At 55.8% G+C, this 17694-nt stretch carries 15 protein-coding genes and 1 pseudogene; 8 read left to right on the forward strand and 8 right to left on the reverse strand.

What is annotated here, in order from left to right; translation table 11 throughout:
• Positions 1-259 precede the first annotated feature (259 nt).
• A complete protein-coding gene (locus VGM48_RS18770) occupies positions 260-3352 on the forward strand; it encodes a SusC/RagA family TonB-linked outer membrane protein (RefSeq protein ID WP_331581961.1) in 3093 nt (1030 codons plus the stop codon).
• Between the two features lie 21 nt (positions 3353-3373).
• Entirely contained in the window at positions 3374-4675 is a 1302-nt protein-coding gene (locus tag VGM48_RS18775; RefSeq protein ID WP_331581962.1) for a RagB/SusD family nutrient uptake outer membrane protein, read from the forward strand.
• Positions 4676-4696: 21 nt separating this feature from the next.
• Here VGM48_RS18775 and VGM48_RS18780 read toward each other — a convergent pair whose 3' ends face one another.
• From VGM48_RS18780 to VGM48_RS18800, 5 genes are all read right to left on the reverse strand, one after another.
• A complete protein-coding gene (locus VGM48_RS18780; RefSeq protein WP_331581963.1) occupies positions 4697-5530 on the reverse strand; it encodes a lytic transglycosylase domain-containing protein in 834 nt (277 codons plus the stop codon).
• A gap of 292 nt (positions 5531-5822) precedes the next feature.
• Positions 5823-6473: an NAD(P)-dependent oxidoreductase gene (locus VGM48_RS18785; RefSeq protein ID WP_331581964.1), complete on the reverse strand. Its 651-nt coding sequence runs from the start codon at positions 6471-6473 to the stop codon at positions 5823-5825.
• Positions 6474-6476: 3 nt separating this feature from the next.
• A complete protein-coding gene (locus VGM48_RS18790; RefSeq protein ID WP_331581965.1) occupies positions 6477-6950 on the reverse strand; it encodes a hypothetical protein in 474 nt (157 codons plus the stop codon).
• A 24-nt stretch (positions 6951-6974) separates the two neighbouring features.
• Complete coding sequence (locus tag VGM48_RS18795) at positions 6975-7874, reverse strand: sigma-70 family RNA polymerase sigma factor (protein WP_331581966.1); 900 nt, start codon at positions 7872-7874, stop codon at positions 6975-6977.
• A 201-nt stretch (positions 7875-8075) separates the two neighbouring features.
• On the reverse strand, positions 8076-8441 hold the full coding sequence (locus VGM48_RS18800) for a DUF2007 domain-containing protein (RefSeq protein WP_331581967.1): 366 nt from the start codon (positions 8439-8441) through the stop codon (positions 8076-8078).
• 145 nt (positions 8442-8586) lie between these two features.
• On the opposite strand from VGM48_RS18800, the gene VGM48_RS18805 reads away from it, so the two are divergent.
• The 3 genes and pseudogenes from VGM48_RS18805 (at position 8587) to VGM48_RS18810 (ending at position 9824) form a co-directional block, all read left to right on the forward strand.
• Positions 8587-9171, forward strand: a complete 585-nt coding sequence (locus VGM48_RS18805) for a GNAT family N-acetyltransferase (RefSeq protein ID WP_331581968.1) — start codon at positions 8587-8589, stop codon at positions 9169-9171.
• A gap of 115 nt (positions 9172-9286) precedes the next feature.
• Positions 9287-9343, forward strand: a pseudogene (locus VGM48_RS25625) (hypothetical protein); the annotation flags it as partial.
• Between the two features lie 34 nt (positions 9344-9377).
• Positions 9378-9824, forward strand: a complete 447-nt coding sequence (locus tag VGM48_RS18810) for a hypothetical protein (RefSeq protein WP_331581969.1) — start codon at positions 9378-9380, stop codon at positions 9822-9824.
• A gap of 27 nt (positions 9825-9851) precedes the next feature.
• On the opposite strand, the gene VGM48_RS25560 is transcribed toward VGM48_RS18810, so the two are convergent.
• Positions 9852-10145, reverse strand: coding sequence for an antibiotic biosynthesis monooxygenase (locus tag VGM48_RS25560; RefSeq protein ID WP_349257098.1), 294 nt, complete (start codon positions 10143-10145; stop codon positions 9852-9854).
• Positions 10146-10388: 243 nt separating this feature from the next.
• Between VGM48_RS25560 and VGM48_RS18820 the strand changes: the two genes are divergently transcribed.
• Together VGM48_RS18820 and VGM48_RS18825 are read left to right on the forward strand one after the other, a co-directional pair.
• A complete protein-coding gene (locus VGM48_RS18820; protein WP_331581971.1) occupies positions 10389-12836 on the forward strand; it encodes an ABC transporter permease in 2448 nt (815 codons plus the stop codon).
• A gap of 40 nt (positions 12837-12876) precedes the next feature.
• Positions 12877-15258: an ABC transporter permease gene (locus tag VGM48_RS18825; protein WP_331581972.1), complete on the forward strand. Its 2382-nt coding sequence runs from the start codon at positions 12877-12879 to the stop codon at positions 15256-15258.
• 3 nt (positions 15259-15261) lie between these two features.
• Here the strand turns inward: VGM48_RS18825 and VGM48_RS18830 are convergent, their stop codons facing one another.
• Entirely contained in the window at positions 15262-15681 is a 420-nt protein-coding gene (locus VGM48_RS18830) for a VOC family protein (RefSeq protein WP_331581973.1), read from the reverse strand.
• Between the two features lie 115 nt (positions 15682-15796).
• Here VGM48_RS18830 and VGM48_RS18835 point away from each other — a divergent pair, with 115 nt between their 5' ends.
• A complete protein-coding gene (locus VGM48_RS18835; RefSeq protein ID WP_331581974.1) occupies positions 15797-16777 on the forward strand; it encodes an aldo/keto reductase in 981 nt (326 codons plus the stop codon).
• Between the two features lie 25 nt (positions 16778-16802).
• Here VGM48_RS18835 and VGM48_RS18840 read toward each other — a convergent pair whose 3' ends face one another.
• Positions 16803-17693 carry a YihY/virulence factor BrkB family protein gene (locus VGM48_RS18840; protein WP_331581975.1) on the reverse strand — a complete coding sequence of 297 codons (891 nt, stop codon included), beginning with the start codon at positions 17691-17693 and terminating at the stop codon, positions 16803-16805.
• Position 17694 lies beyond the last annotated feature (1 nt).

Consider the following 17694-nt stretch of genomic DNA (forward strand, 5'->3'; position numbering starts at 1 on the left):
AAGTCCCCTCTCCACCCAATCTCCGGGCAGGCCCTCCTATAGGCTAAATATAACAGTATATAAATAAATTATATGCGTTTTTATGCCTATTTTTAGCTTACAAGTCCATTCCCCATCGACATCCTTATCACCGGGCTCCGCGTCAACGCCACCGACGTCCTTATCTCCGAGCCCATCCCCAACGCAGAACCTCTGCGGCTCTATGTGAAAAAAGGGATCAAGGTCATGTTATCATTCACGTAACTCAACTCATTGACTTATGAAGAAAATTCAGCTAACACTATGTGTCTTCGGGCTGACCTGCCTGGCCGCGCTCAGCGCCGGCGCCCAGGTCAGGTTCACCGGAACCGTCACCGACGGCGCCGGTAAACCGCTTCCTTCCGTTACCGTCCAGGTCAAAGGCACCAACACCGGCACTTCCACCGGCGACAACGGAGTATATACCCTCAGCCCCACCCTCAACCCGGGCAGTTATGTCCTCGTCTTCTCCGGCGTAGGATACAAAACTCTGGATCGGCTGGTCACTGTCGGCAATGCCTCCAGCTACACCATCGACGCCCAACTCGAATCCTCCTCCCTTAGCCTCGATGAAGTGGTCGTCACCGGCACCTCCGCCGGAACCACCCGGCGACAACTCGGAAGCTATATCAGCAGCGTAAAGGCGGACGATCTTACAAAGGGCTCCACCGGCAATGTCCTCGCCGCCCTGCAAGGCAAGACCGCCGGTGCGCAGGTAACCCAAAATTCCGGCGACCCCGCGGGCGGCATCTCCGTCAAACTGCGCGGGATCAGCACCATCTCCGGTTCCTCCGACCCCCTCTATATCATCGACGGGGTCATCGTCGACAATTCCACCACGCGCGTGACCAACACCGATGCCACCTATGCCGGCGGTAATTTCGTGGGCAGCATCGGTCAAAACAGGCTGGTGGACATCAACCCCAACGATATCGAACGCATCGAAGTTCTCAACGGGGCCGCCGCCGCGGCCATCTACGGCTCCCGCGCAAACGCCGGCGTCGTCCAGATCTTCACAAAAAAAGGCAGCACCGGAGCCCCCATAGTCAACTTCACCACCTCGGCCAACCTCAACCAGCTTCGAAAAAAACTCCCCGTCAACACCGCCCCCGTGAAATTCGGCGGCTCCCCAGCTACCCAGACGCAAACCATCCTTACGCCCACGATCACCAACACCAGCCCCGTCACCCGCTACAATTACCAGGACTATATCTTCCGCACCGCCATGGGCACCGATAATACCGTTTCCGTAAGCGGCGGCAGGGATAAGACGAAATACTATACCTCTGCATCCTATCTCTACAATGGCGGGATCGTCCGCAATACCAATTTCTCCCGCTATAGCTTCCGCCTAAATCTGGATCAGGTGCTGAACAATTGGGCCAGCTTCAACGTCACCATGAATTACATCTACGACAAGACAAACGAAAAGCCGGACGGCAACAGCTTCTTCTCGCCCACCAATTCCGTCACCATCATCGGCAACTATTACAATATTCGGCAACGGGATGCCTTGGGCAACCTGCTGGCTGTCGGCGAACGCGGCCGTGCAAACCCCGCCTCCGTTATCGAAGACTTCCGACAACAACAACAGACAAATCGGATCATCTCCGGCGCCGGAGTCACCCTCACCCCGATAAAGAACCTCACGGTGGATTACCACATGGGGATCGACAACTACAACCAGGACGGCACCACCTTCATCCCGCCCTACGCCTACAATGTCAGCCTGGCCTTCTTCGGAGGCGGCCCCAGCCTCGACCCGACGCAGAATGGCTACGCGAGCACCGGCACAAACACGTCCTTCCTCATCAACCACGATCTCAATCTTACCTATAACTGGAAGATCTCCGATAATCTTAGCTCCGTTACCCAGGTGGGCTATTCCCAACAGTATCAAAAAATGCACTACTCCCTCCAGCAGGGACGCGGACTGCCGCCCTATGTGCAGACCGTCAGCGGCGCCAGCACCGCCATCCCCGGCGTCGATCAACGGACCGAACTGTCCATCTCCGGGGAATTCATCCAGCAGAATTTCAAATACAGGAATCAGCTCTTTATCACCGGCGCCCTGCGCAACGACGGCTCCTCCGTCTTCGGGTCCAGCCAGCGAAACCAGGTGTATTCAAAACTCAGCGGCAGTTATATTCTTTCCGGCACCGACTACTGGGGAAGCCTGGGTATCGCCAAATGGTGGGATTTGTTCAAACTTCGGGCAGCCTATGGCGAATCGGGTAACCTGACGGGCATTCCCGCCTATGGCCGCTTCAATACCTACATCGCCTCCGCCTTCATCGGCGCCTCGTCTTTCACAGGCCAGACCACCTACACAAACCCCGACATCAAACCGGAAAGGCAAAAGGAACTTGAATTCGGTACGGACATGTCCTTCCTCGGCAACCGCATCGGCCTGAGCTTTAACTATTATCGTAAACGTGTAAATGATCTCCTGATCAGCCGCCTCATCGCCCCGACCAATGGCTATTCCAGCCTCACGGACAATATCGGCGCCCTGGAGAACAAAGGCTATGAGATCGTGCTCAACTTCGAGCCTGTAAAGACAAAGGACTTTACCTGGGATATCACCGCCATCTATAACCACAACGAGAACAAGGCGCTCGACATCGGCCAGTCCCTCCTGCTGTTCAACACCACCAGCGGCGCCCCCGTCGCGATCATCGGCGGACAGCCGATCGGTATCTTCTACGGCACCTTCTTCGCCACCGGTGCAGATGGTAAGCAAGTGAAGAATCCCGCCGGCATCCCCCAGACGGAATCCGGCATCCAGAACAGCCCGCTGAGCTATACCCCCCAACGCAGCCAGGCTACCGGCTTGCCCACCGGCACCGCCCTGCAAAAGATCATCGGCAATCCGAACCCAAAATACACCTCCACCATCACCACCGATCTCTCGTACAAAAAACTCGGGCTCCATATACAGGTGGATGCTGTCCACGGGGTCGACGTGTTCAACGCGGACTTCAGGACACGCCAGGGGGTAGACAACGGCACCGTAGCCCAGCAGGAAGACCTGGGCCAACTGCCCCGGGGCTATATCGCCGGGATCTATGCCATCCAGCAATGGCGGGTAGACAATGGCTCCTATGTAAAGCTTAGGGAAGTGTCGCTCAGTTATGACTTCGGCACTGGGATCAAGGGCCTGAAGGACCTTAGCTTCAGCCTCGGCGGAAGGAACCTGGTTTCCTGGGATAGCTATAACGGATATGACCCGGAGATCAATTCCGCTGGCCAGAGTACCCTGCTCAGGGGCATCGATTTCGGCGCCATCCCCATTCCCAGGACCTTTAGCGCTACCCTTCGTGCCAAATTCTAAAATCCTCAAATAACAACAATCATGAACAAGCGAACTCTTTCATATATCGCCATCCTGCTCGGGGTCGCCCTTGCTTCCTGTAAAAAAGACTATACGGACACCTCGGGCCCTTCCTCCTCCCAGGCTTTCAATTCGCCAAACGCCCTCACCGATGTGGCCGTCGGCCTCCAGAACTGGTATACGGCCGGCCGGGGTGGCCTTGTTTACAATACCATCACGGCGGATGGCATCCTGACCAACCAGCTCTATGTGGTTAACGCCGGTAACACCGACGAGGCTCAACTCGGCACCGGCGGCGGCGCCGTACAAAATACAAACGGCGTTGTCACCGGACTCTGGGGCGTCTCCAACAAGATCATCTATGACGCGAATCTTGTCCTCGCCCAGACCCCGAAGATCGTCACCGATAAAAACTATGCCAGCGGACTCATCGCCTACGCCTCGGTCTTCAAGGCGATGGCCATCGGGGATCTGGCGACCTTCTGGGATCAGGTGCCCACCGGCATAGCGGACACCCTCGGTGCGTCGAATGTCGGCTTCGAAACTGCACCCCAGGGTTACTTGAACGCCCTCACGGTCATCAACGACGCACTGACAACGATCGGCGCCAATCCTATCGGCAGTTCTTTCCTGGTGAATACCCCCAACAGCATCGATATCCCCAACACGCTCTACGCGTTGAAGGCCCGGTATTCCCTCTTCGCCGGTAATTATGCGGATGCACTTGCCGCAGCCCAACAGGTGAATCTAACGGTAAAATCGGTTTTTGGCTACAACACCGTCGTGACCAACCCCATCTTCACCCTGGCTACCTCGACGAACAATATCTATCAGCCCGTCGACTCTGCGATGGGTCTGCCCGCCGGGTTGCAACCCGATGCGGGCGACAAACGGGAGCCCTTCTATATTGCGATCGGTGCCAACCCACGCTATCGCATCAGCGGCTTCTTCAACGCCACCAATGCCCCGATCCCCGTCTATCTTCCGGGAGAAATGATGCTGATCATGGCCGAGTGCTATACCCGGCAGGGCAACCTGGTCAGCGGCGCGAATTGGCTGGACAGCGTCGTGTTGAAACAACCTGCGAAAGATCCCTTCGGAGTAGGCGCTGGCCTTTCCACCCCGGTCACCTATACCGGGCAGAACGACCTGCTGAACCAGATCTACAAACACAGATGTATCGAGCTGTTTATGGGTGGACTGCGGCTGGCCGATCAGCGCCGCTTTAGCAGGCCGGTCACCGAACGCAAACGCAGCTTCCTGCCCTTTCCCTTTGTGGAACGAAATGGAAATGCCAATACGCCGGCAGACCCGACTTTTTGATCGCCGTCGGCAACCGCCGGACTATTTTTCACTTGCCGGATGGGCAGGCTCCAACAGCGAATTCGACGAATTCAACGCACTGGCCGATTCCCTCATCAGTCGGCTGAACTTTTGGTCGGCCGATTCATTCGCTGCCGGGCGGGCAATCACCAGCGCAGTCACCTGCGCCTGTGGCTTCACGTTATCGCGCTCGAAATACCAGACGGTAGCGATAAATTTCTTCACATGCATCCGCGATTCGGCGGGCAGATATTGCTGCAGCGCCCAAAAATTCCGGCTGTGTGCCTTATGCATGGCCCGGATCACAGGCACCGGTCCGCCATTGTAAGCGGCAAGCACCAGCAGCCAGTCCCCGAATTGATGATGCAGATCGCGCAGATATTTGGCGGCAGCCCGCGTACTCTTGACAAGGTCCTTGCGTTCATCCGTTTGGCGATTTACCTTCAGCCCCAATTCATGGGCCGTGCCCCGCATCAGCTGCCAGGTGCCTTTGGCGCCCACCCGGGAGACGGCCGTCGGCTTGAGCTCCGACTCGATCACCGCCAGATATTTCAATTCCAACGGCAACCGGTAACGCGTCAGCACGGAATCGATCGACCTGAAAGGCAGCTCGCTCCGCTCCCTGACGACGGTCAGGCATTCGTCGTTGTTTCGGATATAACGATTGACGAACTTCAGCCCCTTCTTGTCAGGGGCGGCAAAAGCCATCTTTGGAGAATGGGAATTTTTGGTGCTATTGTAATGCACCGTCGTAGACGACTCCGTATGGGAGTGCCGGTCAGGGTTTGCCGCGGTAGGGGTTGCTACGATCAGGGCAAGACTGTAAAAACACACAGGCATTGGTGACTTCAACATCGTTTTAATTTTTGGGTAAAACAATGCCGGCCCCAGGAATGGATCAATTTAATAGTGAGACATAGAATATTGGCAAGAATTGCAGTCTTTCCGTGGGTACGGTACGATTAGGGTTTTTCATTTGCGGAAGACTGCAACAGACGACGCAAATATAGCCATTGCCCTTCGGAAAAGCCAGGGATTCGTCCTGGGAGAATTACGATGTCAATTTGACGTTCGCCCATTGTATTCGTCCACAAGCTTTTGTGGCGCGACCTCTTTCCAACACTGCAATAATAGCGTGCGTAATTTCTCAATAACCCAATTCCACGACCCCTTGGTAGGTCCCCCTGTCGCTGGCATGATGAACCATAAAATGCGCGACATCCGCCCTCGAGATACTCAGCGCATTACGCAGGAAACTGTTCACCGCATACCGGTACTTCCCCGTTAGTTTCTTATCGGTCAGCCGCGGCGGGCGCACGATCGTCCAGTCAAGGCCGCTCTCTTTTACAAGGCCTTCCATGATTCGCAGATCGGCATACATCTGTCGCAACAGCTTTTGCACGATATGCTTCGCCACCCATCGCACAAACGCGGGTAATACCGGACTGATCTCCACGGCCGAAGCCGAAATAAAGTAAGCCCTCCTTGCCCCGCGCCGCTGCATGGCTCCAAGGATCTGCCGGGCGCCCTCGGAATAAAGCGTGGTCGCTTCATCCCGGAAAACCCCCCGGGTGATCCCGATCGCCGAGAGGACAACCGTGCTCTCGGTCAAATACGTTTCATAGGTGGCAGGCTGCAGAACATCGCCTTTTACAACCGTCAGCAAAGGATGGGTAAGCGATAGTTTCGCCGGGGTCCGTAACACCGCGATCACCCGCCACCCCTGCGACAACGCCGTCTCCACAACCTGTTGGCCGATCCCGCCGGCCGCGCCAATGACTAAAAATGTACCCTCCATAGACTAAAATCTAAAAATGCTAAGAAAAAAAACGATGAGGAACAGCAACAGTTCGATCCCAAGCGCGACACCCAGCCGCCGTTTGACCAGCAGGAGGGTGGCATCTTCCCGCGGATCGGCCTTCTCCAAAAGCGCTTGCAGGCGATTGCTGTTCCGCCGCAGGACCACGACTCCATTGATAAGGATCAGCAACACGATCACCATCTTGATCTTGAACCAGAGCATGCCCGCAACGGACTCCTTGAACACGGAAAGCATCGCAATGCCCGTCACGATCAGTAAGGCTGCGCCGATCCCGATCAACCGCGGAAATCCGGCTGCACTGTCCAGGATGCCGGCAGCCCGGGCCTTATCGGTAAGCAAATACCGGTTCACCCTTTGGTTAACGGCCAATTCCGCGAGGATGATCCCGGCCATCATCGTAAAACCTGTGATATGCAAAACAAGGTCCACCTGGATAAAAGTCTCAGTATTCATGATTGAATGGTTTTGTTCCGGTCTTTATTTCTGGAAATGCTTCAATTTGTCGGGATTCGTCTGTACGTAGATGTTTCTCACCAGGTCTCCCTCGGTCTCGAGCGCCACGAGGCTCATGGGCCGGTCGCCCGAGTAGACAAGCAGGGTAGGCATGCCGTTGACAAGCGTGGTGTGTTGATTGTAGTCCGGGACGGACTGGCGAAATTTAGGGACAAGCGTGAGTAATAGCCGGCCGATATTCTCCCGGCCTTCGATCGGTTTCGGGAAGGCCGTGATCCGTTGCCGTTGGATCACAAACACCGCACCGGCGCCATCGGCGAACAACCGGATATCCTCCTTGAGCAGGTGGATCAACCCATCCATGCTGCCGGCTGAAATGGCTTCCAGGAAATTATGCAGGATCCGCTCGTGTACCCGCATATCCGCGGTGAACCGGCGTGTATCCTTACCCAGATGCTCCTTTGCCCGCTTAAAAAGCTGCCGGCAGCTCGCGGTCGTCTTATCGAAGATCTCGGCCAACTCATCATAGTCATAAGAAAACACCTCCTTCAGCAGGAAAATAGCCCGTTCCTGCGGTGTTAACTTCTCCAGCAGGACCAGCAACCCGATCGACAGCGCATGATAGCTCTCGATACGGGGGATCGCCGTCGGTGCCCCGGCATCGGCCAGCGGTTCGGGCAACCAGATCCCGACATATTGCTCTCGCCTGGCCCGCGCGCTGCTCAGTTGATTGATACTGGCATTAGTCACCATCCGTACGAGAAAAGCCTTACGGTTTCGGACCGATTCGCCACCGGCTTCTATCCATTTAAGGAAGACATCCTGGACGATATCCTCCGCGGCATCGATATTCCCCAGCATATTATATGCGATGGAGAACAAAAGTCCCTTGTACTCGAGAAATAATTTGGCATTGGGTTCCATACTCTATTAAGACAAAATACACAGGTTGTTTGTGACAGGGTCCCCAAACTTTCGATCCTAACATACGGATGCCGCCGAAGGCTATCCTATTTACTCAAATCGGTCACCATAACGGAAAGCCCCTTCTCTAGAATAAAAAAGGGAGCCAGTAATGTCTCCCTTTCTTTTATGTCCCCCGGATTTTATGTCCCCGGAAACTTTTCATTTCCCCCGGTCGGCAAGTATCTTTTTAGCCAGCGCATGATTAAACGGTCCCCATTCATCCGGTTTAGCGACGACATCCGTCAACTCCGCATCCGTAAAAGAAAAAAGGAAGTATTCCGGATCGATATCGGTCAGCTGAGTCTGGAAATAGGTTTCGAGGATCCCCTCTGCCCGTGCAAACTCATTCTCCGGCAATAGCAAACTCACACTCGGCACCGCATTGACCGGCATGATAGAGTCGGAAACCGGCCCGGAATCGTCCAGGATCCGGCACTCGATACCGTTCTCTTTTAACTTTTCGGCAATAGCCTCTGCCTCGGCGGGATCATTAAATCGTTGAAAGGTCAGAAAGGAAGAATCCATGGGTTCATCTGTTTTGTGGCCGCAAAAATACGAAAACCCGCCCGATCACCAACAATCGCCCGTCCGCCAACGATCGCCCGATCCGCAGCGAATCCCCAGGCACCAACAATCGCCCGATCCCTCTATCTTTACCAAAATCGCATCTATGTCCAGCACCGGTTCTGCTTCTTCGCTCAACAACGCCTCCGCATCGGGCTCGCAATCTTCCGCATCCCCCATTATTTCTTCCGCAACCCCCGCCGACATCGCGGCCCTCGTTCCCCTCGTCAACCGCGCCTATCGCGGCGAAGCCGGCGAGCAAGGCTGGACCAACGAATCCCATCTCCTGTCCGGCGCCCGGACAACCGCCGCCGGCATCGAAGAACTGCTGCAAAACCCCGGCGCGCTTATTCTCAAATATACCGGCTCCGACGGAACCCTCCTTGGCTGTGTCTATCTCCAGACTCAGGAAGAAAGATTATACCTGGGCCTCCTCAGCGTCCTCCCCTCGCACCAAAACGCCGGCATCGGCAAACAATTCCTCGCCGCCGCCGATGACTACGCCCGCCAACACCGCTGCACCCACATTCACATCACCGTCATCTCCGCCCGCACCGAACTCCTCACCTGGTACGAACGCCACGGCTACCGCCGCACCGGCGAGATCGAACCCTTCCACGCCGGCGAAAAATTCGGCATCCAAAAGCAAAAACTCGAACTCGCCGTCCTCGAAAAGCCCATTCCGGCCTGATAGCTCCCGCAAAGTCCAACCTGATTTCGCCCGCGAGCCGCTCTTATGTGCGCTCAATCTAAAAAAAACTCCCAATTTTTTTCCCATTTCCCCCCATCATCCAATCATGTAAAATATGAATGCCTTCCAGGTCATTCGCCTTTTGCAAAAACATGGCTGGGTTTTGAAGACGCAAAAAGGAAGTCACAAGCAATTAAAAAATGTCTATGGAAAAGATCCCGTTGATAGTCGAAAAAGGCGCCGACAAGCACCTCTGGGGGCGCGTAACCCTCAACGACGACCTGCTCGTCGATTCCGCCAAATCCCTGGAATCCCTGCAAAAGAAATTCAGAAAAAACCTGCAGGATTTTCACGGTATGAATCCGGCAACGATAGAATTTGAACTGGCACACGATCTTACCGCGGTATTTAGCGAAAAACCCTATCTGAATCTTTCCGTTGTCGCTCAGAAATTGGGAATTAATCGTTCGCTGATGGCGCAATATGCTTCCGGCAATAAGTTCCCCTCTCACGAACGGGCGCTCGCAATAGAAGATGCTATTCACGATCTGGGTAGAGACCTGCTTCAGATTCGGATAGCCGTGCACGGAGAAGTGATAAGACAGTCTCGAAAAGCCCCAAAAAAAGTCAGGCAAAAGGCGTTAGTCAAATAATCAACAAGGCGGGAACCTTCCCGCCTTTTATTTCACCGCCAGCAGATCAACCTGTTCGATCACCGGCTGCGTCGCCAACAACTCCGGCGCCTTGGCCATCAATGCCGCGGCGATCTGCCCCGCCAAATGCGCCTTTCGACCCTCTTCCGTTTCAAACGTATCGAAAATGCCAAAGGTCGAAGGGCCGATCTGCAGTGCGAACCAATGGACCGTGCCGGTTTCGGCCTCAGCCAACGGCAATGCGCTCTTCAAAAAATCCGCTAATTCTTTTTCTTTTCCAGCCTTGGCTTCCAGCCGGGCCAGGAGTGCAAATTTGACCATGATAAATGTTTGTGGTAATGATAACTGTTTATTGTAATAAAGAGTTACAAACGCAAATCTCCGGCCCTCAGTTGCTAACACCCAAAACGGCCGCACCGCTACCGCCGGTCCGCATTCGATACAAAAACTGTTCGGAACCGAACAGTAATCCGTTCCTCCCGGCGTGAAAATCGACTGATAACCAGCCCGCTGCAAACCCGGCATCGATTATGAACAACAAACCCAACAAAACTACCCGCGTCCATGTTGAAACATTGCTGGAACATCGCCTGGCGTCATCTGGTAAAAAACCGTCAGTTCACGCTCTTGAATCTCGCCGGTCTCGCCATCGGCCTCGGCAGCGCCATCACCATCTTCTGGTGGACGGGCGAGGAGAGAAGGGTCGACGCCTTTCTCAACCCACGCCTCTATCAGGTACTCCAAAATGGCACTCAGGACGACGGCAAAATATGGACAACGGGATACACCCCCGACCTCCTCGCACCGGCTCTGAAAGCGGAATTTCCGGAGATAGCCGATGTTGCCGTGGTAAAGTCCCCCGACCTCGATGGCAACGCCACAGGCATCGTCACCGCGGCAGCCAACAGTCTCAAGGCCCGCGAGGGCTATGTCACAAAGAATTTTTTCTCCCTGTTCGGCGGCCGGCTCGTCCAGGGCAATCTCGACCAGGCTTTTGCCCCCGGTAACCATATCCTTCTCTCCGCCACACTCGCAAAAAAACTTTTTCACGACAATAACCCTCTCGGTCAACCGATCAGCTGGGATCGCGGTGCCTCCGGGAACTGGAATGGAACGTTCACCGTCGCCGCGGTCTATGCCGACGCCCCGGATAACGCCTCCCAATCCTTCGATTGTATCTTCCCGCACTCGATCTATGCAGCAAAGCCCGGCCATGACATCAGCTGGTTCAGCAGCAACCCCGCTACCTTCGTCCTCCTCAAGCCCGACGTCGACCCCGACGCCTTTAACAACAAGATAAAAGACTTCATCCGCAACAAATTCAAATCCGGTTCACAGGAATGGAAATGGGTCGGCCAGCTTATCGCCCAACGCGTAAAAGATCGTTATCTCTACAACCGGTATGAGAATGGTCGCCCCGCTGGCGGCCGCATCGAATATGTCCGCCTCTTCTCCCTCATCGCCATTTTCGTATTGGTCATCGCCTGCATCAATTTCATGAACCTCAGCACGGCAAAAGCCCTGACCCGGATAAAAGAGGTCGGCATCCAAAAAGTCGTGGGCGCCCGCCGCACCACGCTCATCCTCCAATACCTCGGGGAGGCGTTGCTCATGACGATACTGGCCCTGGGGCTCGCCATCCTGCTCATCGCATTCCTTCGCCCCGGAATAGAAGCCATCACCGGGAAAACCCTGGCCTTCCGGTTAACTCCTGCAACGGTCGCCGCCATCATCGGGATCACGTTGTTCACCGGTCTGCTCGCCGGCAGTTATCCCGCGCTCTTCCTCTCCCGATTCAGCCCCATGTCCATCTTTAAAAACACTTTACCCGGCAACAACCGCTCCTCGCTCATCCGCAAAGGCCTCGTTGTCTTCCAATTTACCATCGCCGCGGGTTTCATCGTTTCGGTGCTCGTCATCTATAATCAAATGTCGCTGATCCAAACCCACAACCTCGGCTACGACCGCGATCATCTCATCCACTTTCCCAATGAAGGCGCCATCGGTGGCTCCCAGCAGGCCTTCCTCGCCGAACTCCGAACCATTCCCGGCGTCGTTCGCGCCACGGAAATGGAAGGCGATCTCCTCGGCAATCACAGTGGGGGCGGCGGCATCGACTGGCCCGGCAAAACCGGCCGCGTCGAATTCAGCGGCGCATATACCGGCTATGACTTTTTGGAGACCATGGGCCTCCAGTTAAAAGAAGGCCGCGGCATGTCAAGAGACTACGGCGCCGATACCGCCGCCAGTGCATTCGTCGGAGCTGCTTCGCCTCGCTCCTCCTCGCCCGTAACCTTCGCAGGCTCGGTTATCTTCAACGAAACGGCCATCGCCGCCATGCATCTGAAAGACCCTATCGGCAAGACCGTAACGATGTGGGGTGCCAAAAAACGGATCATCGGCATCGTAAAAGATTTTCATTACGAGTCCCTGTATAAACCCATCGGCCCCTTCTTCATCGCGTTTGAAAGAAACCCCGCCAACCTGGTTGTCCGCATCCGGGCAAACGCGACAACAGCCACGCTCGCCGGCATCACGGCGCTTTACAAGAAATACAATCCCGGCCTTCCCTTCGAATACAGTTTCGTCAGCGAGGACTATCAAGCCCTCTACAAGGACGAACAGCGCCTCTCCCTGCTCTCCCGCTACTTCGCTGCTATTGCGATCGGCATCTCCTGTTTGGGACTCTTCGGCCTCACCGCCTTCTCCGCCGAACGCCGGCGCAAAGAGATCGGCATCCGCAAAGTGATCGGCGCTTCCTTGCAAAACCTCGTCGTCCTCCTCTCGGCCGATTTCCTCAAGCTCATCGGCATCGCTCTCCTCATCGCCTTCCCCCTCTCCGCCTGGCTGATGAGCCGCTGGCTGGACAACTTCGCCTATCGTCAACCGCTCGGCATCGGCACCTTCCTCATCGCCGGCGCCGGCCTCTTTCTCTGCACCATAATAACCATCAGTTTTCAATCCATAAAAGCCGCAGTCTCCAACCCGATCGAATCGCTCCGCAGCGAGTAGCTGGCTCAGCCATAAGACGCCAACCGAACAACCCAACCATATGATAAAAAACTATTTCAGGATTGCCGTCCGCAACCTCACCGCCAACAAAGCCCACGGCATCATCAATATCTCCGGCCTCGCCGTCGGGATGGCCGTCGCCATGCTTATCGGTCTCTGGATCTGGGATGAGCTTTCCTTCGATCACTCCATCCCCCAGCACGACCGCATCGCCCAGGTCATGCAGAATATGGCAGGCAACGGCACCATCTTCACCGGCGGAGGGACTCCCTTCCCCACCGCTAACGAACTTCGTACCCGTTATTCCAATAACTTCAAACAGGTCGTCATGGGTTCCCGAACCAGCCGTCACGTGCTGAGCATCGACAACAAGGTCATCATCCAATCCGGTGCCTGGTGGGAGCCGGGGCTGCCCGATCTTCTCAGCCTGCAGATGATCCATGGCACCCGCGACGCCCTGAAAGACCCCGACGCCATCCTGCTCTCCGCCTCGGTGGCAAAAGTTTACTTCGGTGACGCCGATCCGGTAGGCAAGGCCATGCACATCGACAAGGACATGCTGGTTCGCGTCGCCGGGGTATACGCGGACCTGCCGGCCAACACCAGCTATGCCGATCTTACCTATATCGCTGCCTGGCAGCTGCTCTATAACGCCTGGCATTTCGAACACCGCCCGAATCCCTGGCGCATGAATGCTTTCAATACGATCGTAGTACTCAATGATAACGTCGATATCCACACGGCATCCGCCCGCATCAAAGACGCTAAACTAAAACACGTGTCGGGACCCGACGCGCTGGCTCATCCGCAGTTCTGGCTCCATCCGATGAACGCCTGGCGGCTTCATTCCGATTTCAAAAATGGCGTCACCGTCGGTGGAACCATAAGATTTGTTTATCTCTTCACCATCATTGGCATCTTCGTCCTCCTCCTGGCCTGTATCAATTTTATGAATCTCAGCACGGCCCGCAGCGAGAAGCGCGCCCGCGAAGTCGGCATCCGCAAAGCAGTCGGTTCCCTGCGCCGTCAGTTGATCGTCCAATTTCTCAGCGAATCCCTGCTCACCGCGGGCATAGCCTTTTTGGCCGCCATCCTCCTCGTCAGTGTATTGCTGCCCTTCTTCAACGAGATAGCGAGCAAGCAGATGATCATGCCCTGGACCCAACCTTTTTTCTGGGCTGCATCCCTGGGGTTCACGATCCTCACCGGCCTGATCGCCGGTAGTTACCCCGCGCTCTATCTCTCTTCTTTCCGACCCGTAAAAGTGTTGAAAGGCGTTTTCAAAGCGGGGCCCGCCGCGGCCATTCCCCGCCGTGTACTCACCGTACTGCAATTCACCGTCTCTATAGTCCTCATTATCGGCACGATCGTCGTCTTTCGACAGATCCAATATGCACAGGATCGCCCCCTTGGTTATAATAGCAACGGTCTCGTCATGATCCCCATGATCTCCGATGGCATTCATGACCACCTCGACGCCGTACGCAACGACCTGATAAAGGCTGGGGCCATCACGGGCATGACCGAAGGCGAAAGTTTTACTACCGGCTATGGCGCCGGCAGCAGCGATTTTGTCTGGGAAGGCAAGGACCCCGCGTTGACAACAAGCTTTCCCACCTCCGCCGTAGCATATGATTACGGCAAGACCATCGGCTGGCAACTGACGCAGGGCCGCGACTTCTCCCGCGACTATCCCACCGACACCGCCGCTTTTATTATCAACGAAGCCGCCGTGCGCTTCATGGGCCTCAAAAACCCCATCGGCCAAACCATCCGCTGGTTCAACCGGCCCTATCATGTCGTCGGCGTCGTGAAGGATATGGTCATCGAATCTCCCTACCAGTCGATCCAGCCTTTTTTCTATTACATCTATGATTATTCCCGCGGCACCACCATCCTCCGGCTCAATCCCAACGCCGGCGCAAAACAATCCCTGGCGACAATCGCCAAAGTCTACAGGCAATATGATCCCACGCAACCCTTCAACTACCATTTCGCCGACGAAGAATACGCAAAGAAATTTGGTGACGAACAACGAATCGGCAAGCTCGCCGGCTTCTTCGCCGCCCTCGCCATCTTCATCTCCTGTCTCGGCCTCTTCGGCATGGCCTCTTTCGTCGCCGAGCAGCGCACAAAGGAGATCGGTGTCCGCAAGGTCCTCGGCGCCTCCGTGCTCAATCTCTGGCAGCTCCTCTCCCGCGAATTCGTCGTCCTCGTCGGCATCTCCCTGCTCATCGCCATCCCTGTCGCCGCATGGTTCATGCATGGATGGCTTCAGAACTATACCTATCATGCCGCCCTCGCGCCGTGGATCTTCGCTGCCACCGGCCTCGGCGCCCTGCTGATCACCCTGCTCACTGTCAGCTTCCAGGCGGTAAAGGCCGCCCTCGCCAATCCGGTCCATGCCCTGCGAAGTGAATAAGCCCTATAAAAACGATTTCCCCTCCAACGGCCAGTGAAACGCCAACGCAAACCCATCGGGATCCTTTAGATACAAAGCCCGAAACCCATACCCCGTGATCACCGGCGGCTCAACCAAAACCCCATGAGCCTTCACCCGTTCATACGCCGCGTCCAGCTCCCGGCAGCCAAAATAGATCACCGTATCCCCATGACAATCCACCCGCACCGGGTCCGGCGCCGGCGGCCGCACCGCCTCCGGATAGTACGGCTCCAGCATGATCTCGACGTCATTCAGCCGGACCATCGCCCAATGCAAAAAAGACTCCGGCCCACCCGTCGCCACAAGCGCGAAGCCCAGCACCTCGCAATACCAGCGGATCGACACGCCCATATCGTATACCTTCAGCAGGGGTGCCTGCCCCCGCACATCAACGGCATCCATAAGCAAAAGATTTGAGAGGAAATATACTTCATGTGAGCCGCCCGCTGAAATCCCGCTCAAAAATTCCTTAGTCCCCCCTGTTTTCCCCTTCTTCGTACCTTGCAAAAAAACGCACATGCAATACATCCGTCTCGGAAACACCGGCCTCACTGTTTCCCGCATCTGTCTCGGCACAATGACCTACGGCAAACCTACAGAACGCTGGCCCTGGGCCCTCAACGAAGAACAATCCCGTCCTTTTATAAAAGAAGCGCTCCAACTCGGCATCAACTTCTACGACACCGCGGATGTCTATGCCGACGGCGCCTCGGAAGAGGTCGTCGGCCGCGCCCTCAAAGACTTCGCCCGCCGCGATGAGGTCGTCCTCGCTACCAAGGTCTTCAACCCCATGGGCGCCGGCCCCAATGACAAAGGCCTCTCGCGCAAGCATATCCTAAGCGCCATCGATGCGAGCCTCCGTCGCCTCGGTACAGACTATGTCGACCTCTACCAGATCCATCGCTGGGACTACAATACCCCCATCGAAGAGACGATGGAGGCGCTCCACGATGTTGTTAAGGCCGGCAAGGCCCGCTACATCGGCGCTTCGTCGATGTACTCCTGGCAGTTCGCAAAGGCGCAATACACCGCCGACCTTCATGGCTGGACCCGCTTCGTCTCCATGCAGCCGCATTACAATCTGATCTATCGGGAGGAAGAACGCGAGATGCTGCCCTTCTGTGAAGATCAGAAGATCGGCGTCATCCCCTGGTCACCGCTCGCCCGCGGCCTGCTCACCGCCCGGCGCGTCATGGGCGGCAACGAGACCCACCGCGCGGCCACCGACGCCTTCGCAAAAAGTATCTATAAATCGGATGCTGATTTCGAGATTGTCAATAAGGTGACCGGCGTCGCCGAAAAACGCGGCATTCCCAACGCGCAGGTCGCGCTCGCCTGGCTCCTCGGCAAACCGGTCATCACCGCGCCCATCATCGGCGCCAGCAAACCCGGCCATCTCGAAGACGCCGTCGCCGCCCTCGACATCCACCTCACCCCCGAAGAAGTGAAAGAACTCGAGTCACCCTATCAGCCGCACCCCGTGCTCGGTCATTCATAGTCGTGTATTCCAACGGTCGCCGGCCTCAGTCCAATGTTTCCGCGCGACGGGAAGGTAGGATAGGACGTCCGGTATGTTGCCCCAGGGCCCAGGTGAAGCAGGCTCCGAAATAGAACAGGAAGGAGCAGTAGAATACGAACAGCAGCAGCAGCGCCAGGGCGGTCGATGTGCCATAGATCACCCTCATGGCGTCATAGTTCAAAAGGCGTTGCAGCAACAGTTGCCCGGCAATAAAGCAGACACCTGTAAAAGATGCGCCGGCCCAGGCTATTTTTGCGCTGGGCCGGCCATAGGAAAGATATTTCAGGATCACGAAGAACCAAATGGTCACGGCCAGCAGCATGATGAGCCGGTACCAAAAGGTATTGACCTGCAAGGGCAGGAGCCAGCCACCTACATCGCCCAACAGGCCGATGGAGAACAGGATACCTGCCATGAGAATGATCCCGACCGAGCGCAGCCGGTCGACGAGGACGAAGCCGGGTCCCTGATGCGCTTTTAGCCGGATCTTCCACAGCTGGTTTATCGAATTCTTGATAATCTCGAAAAGAGTGGTGGCTACGAACAGCAGAAAAATAAATCCTGCTATGCGCATACCGGAATTTAGAGGCAGCCGGTGGATATTCCTAACGATATCGCGTATCTGTAATGCGATGTTCTTGTCCACCCCGACGCTCAATTGCTGAAAGAGATCATGACGGATGGTCTGCGCGTCGCCCAAAAATCCAAATACGACAATGAGGATGTAAAGAATGGGCGGCAGGGCAAAACTGACGAAAAAAGAAGTGGCCGCCGCCATGCGGAGCGGATCGTTTTGCCGGAACAGCTGATAGGCTGCCCGTATCACCTGCCACGCCGCCGGTAGCACCTGCCACGCGGAGGTCGCGATCGTCAATTTGTTTTTCTTGATATCCATT

Source organism: Puia sp., assembly GCF_036500295.1.
Classification (GTDB): Bacteria; Bacteroidota; Bacteroidia; order Chitinophagales; family Chitinophagaceae; genus Puia.

What these genes read in the sequence shown, in the direction of transcription:
- VGM48_RS18770 (WP_331581961.1), top strand. Translation starts at nt 260, where the DNA reads ATGAAGAAAATTCAGCTAACACTATGTGTCTTCGGGCTGACCTGCCTG.
- VGM48_RS18775 (WP_331581962.1), top strand. Translation starts at nt 3,374, where the DNA reads ATGAACAAGCGAACTCTTTCATATATCGCCATCCTGCTCGGGGTCGCC.
- VGM48_RS18780 (WP_331581963.1), bottom strand. Translation starts at nt 5,530, where the DNA reads ATGTTGAAGTCACCAATGCCTGTGTGTTTTTACAGTCTTGCCCTGATC.
- VGM48_RS18785 (WP_331581964.1), bottom strand. Translation starts at nt 6,473, where the DNA reads ATGGAGGGTACATTTTTAGTCATTGGCGCGGCCGGCGGGATCGGCCAA.
- VGM48_RS18790 (WP_331581965.1), bottom strand. Translation starts at nt 6,950, where the DNA reads ATGAATACTGAGACTTTTATCCAGGTGGACCTTGTTTTGCATATCACA.
- VGM48_RS18795 (WP_331581966.1), bottom strand. Translation starts at nt 7,874, where the DNA reads ATGGAACCCAATGCCAAATTATTTCTCGAGTACAAGGGACTTTTGTTC.
- VGM48_RS18800 (WP_331581967.1), bottom strand. Translation starts at nt 8,441, where the DNA reads ATGGATTCTTCCTTTCTGACCTTTCAACGATTTAATGATCCCGCCGAG.
- VGM48_RS18805 (WP_331581968.1), top strand. Translation starts at nt 8,587, where the DNA reads ATGTCCAGCACCGGTTCTGCTTCTTCGCTCAACAACGCCTCCGCATCG.
- VGM48_RS18810 (WP_331581969.1), top strand. Translation starts at nt 9,378, where the DNA reads ATGGAAAAGATCCCGTTGATAGTCGAAAAAGGCGCCGACAAGCACCTC.
- VGM48_RS25560 (WP_349257098.1), bottom strand. Translation starts at nt 10,145, where the DNA reads ATGGTCAAATTTGCACTCCTGGCCCGGCTGGAAGCCAAGGCTGGAAAA.
- VGM48_RS18820 (WP_331581971.1), top strand. Translation starts at nt 10,389, where the DNA reads ATGTTGAAACATTGCTGGAACATCGCCTGGCGTCATCTGGTAAAAAAC.
- VGM48_RS18825 (WP_331581972.1), top strand. Translation starts at nt 12,877, where the DNA reads ATGATAAAAAACTATTTCAGGATTGCCGTCCGCAACCTCACCGCCAAC.
- VGM48_RS18830 (WP_331581973.1), bottom strand. Translation starts at nt 15,681, where the DNA reads ATGGATGCCGTTGATGTGCGGGGGCAGGCACCCCTGCTGAAGGTATAC.
- VGM48_RS18835 (WP_331581974.1), top strand. Translation starts at nt 15,797, where the DNA reads ATGCAATACATCCGTCTCGGAAACACCGGCCTCACTGTTTCCCGCATC.
- VGM48_RS18840 (WP_331581975.1), bottom strand. Translation starts at nt 17,693, where the DNA reads ATGGATATCAAGAAAAACAAATTGACGATCGCGACCTCCGCGTGGCAG.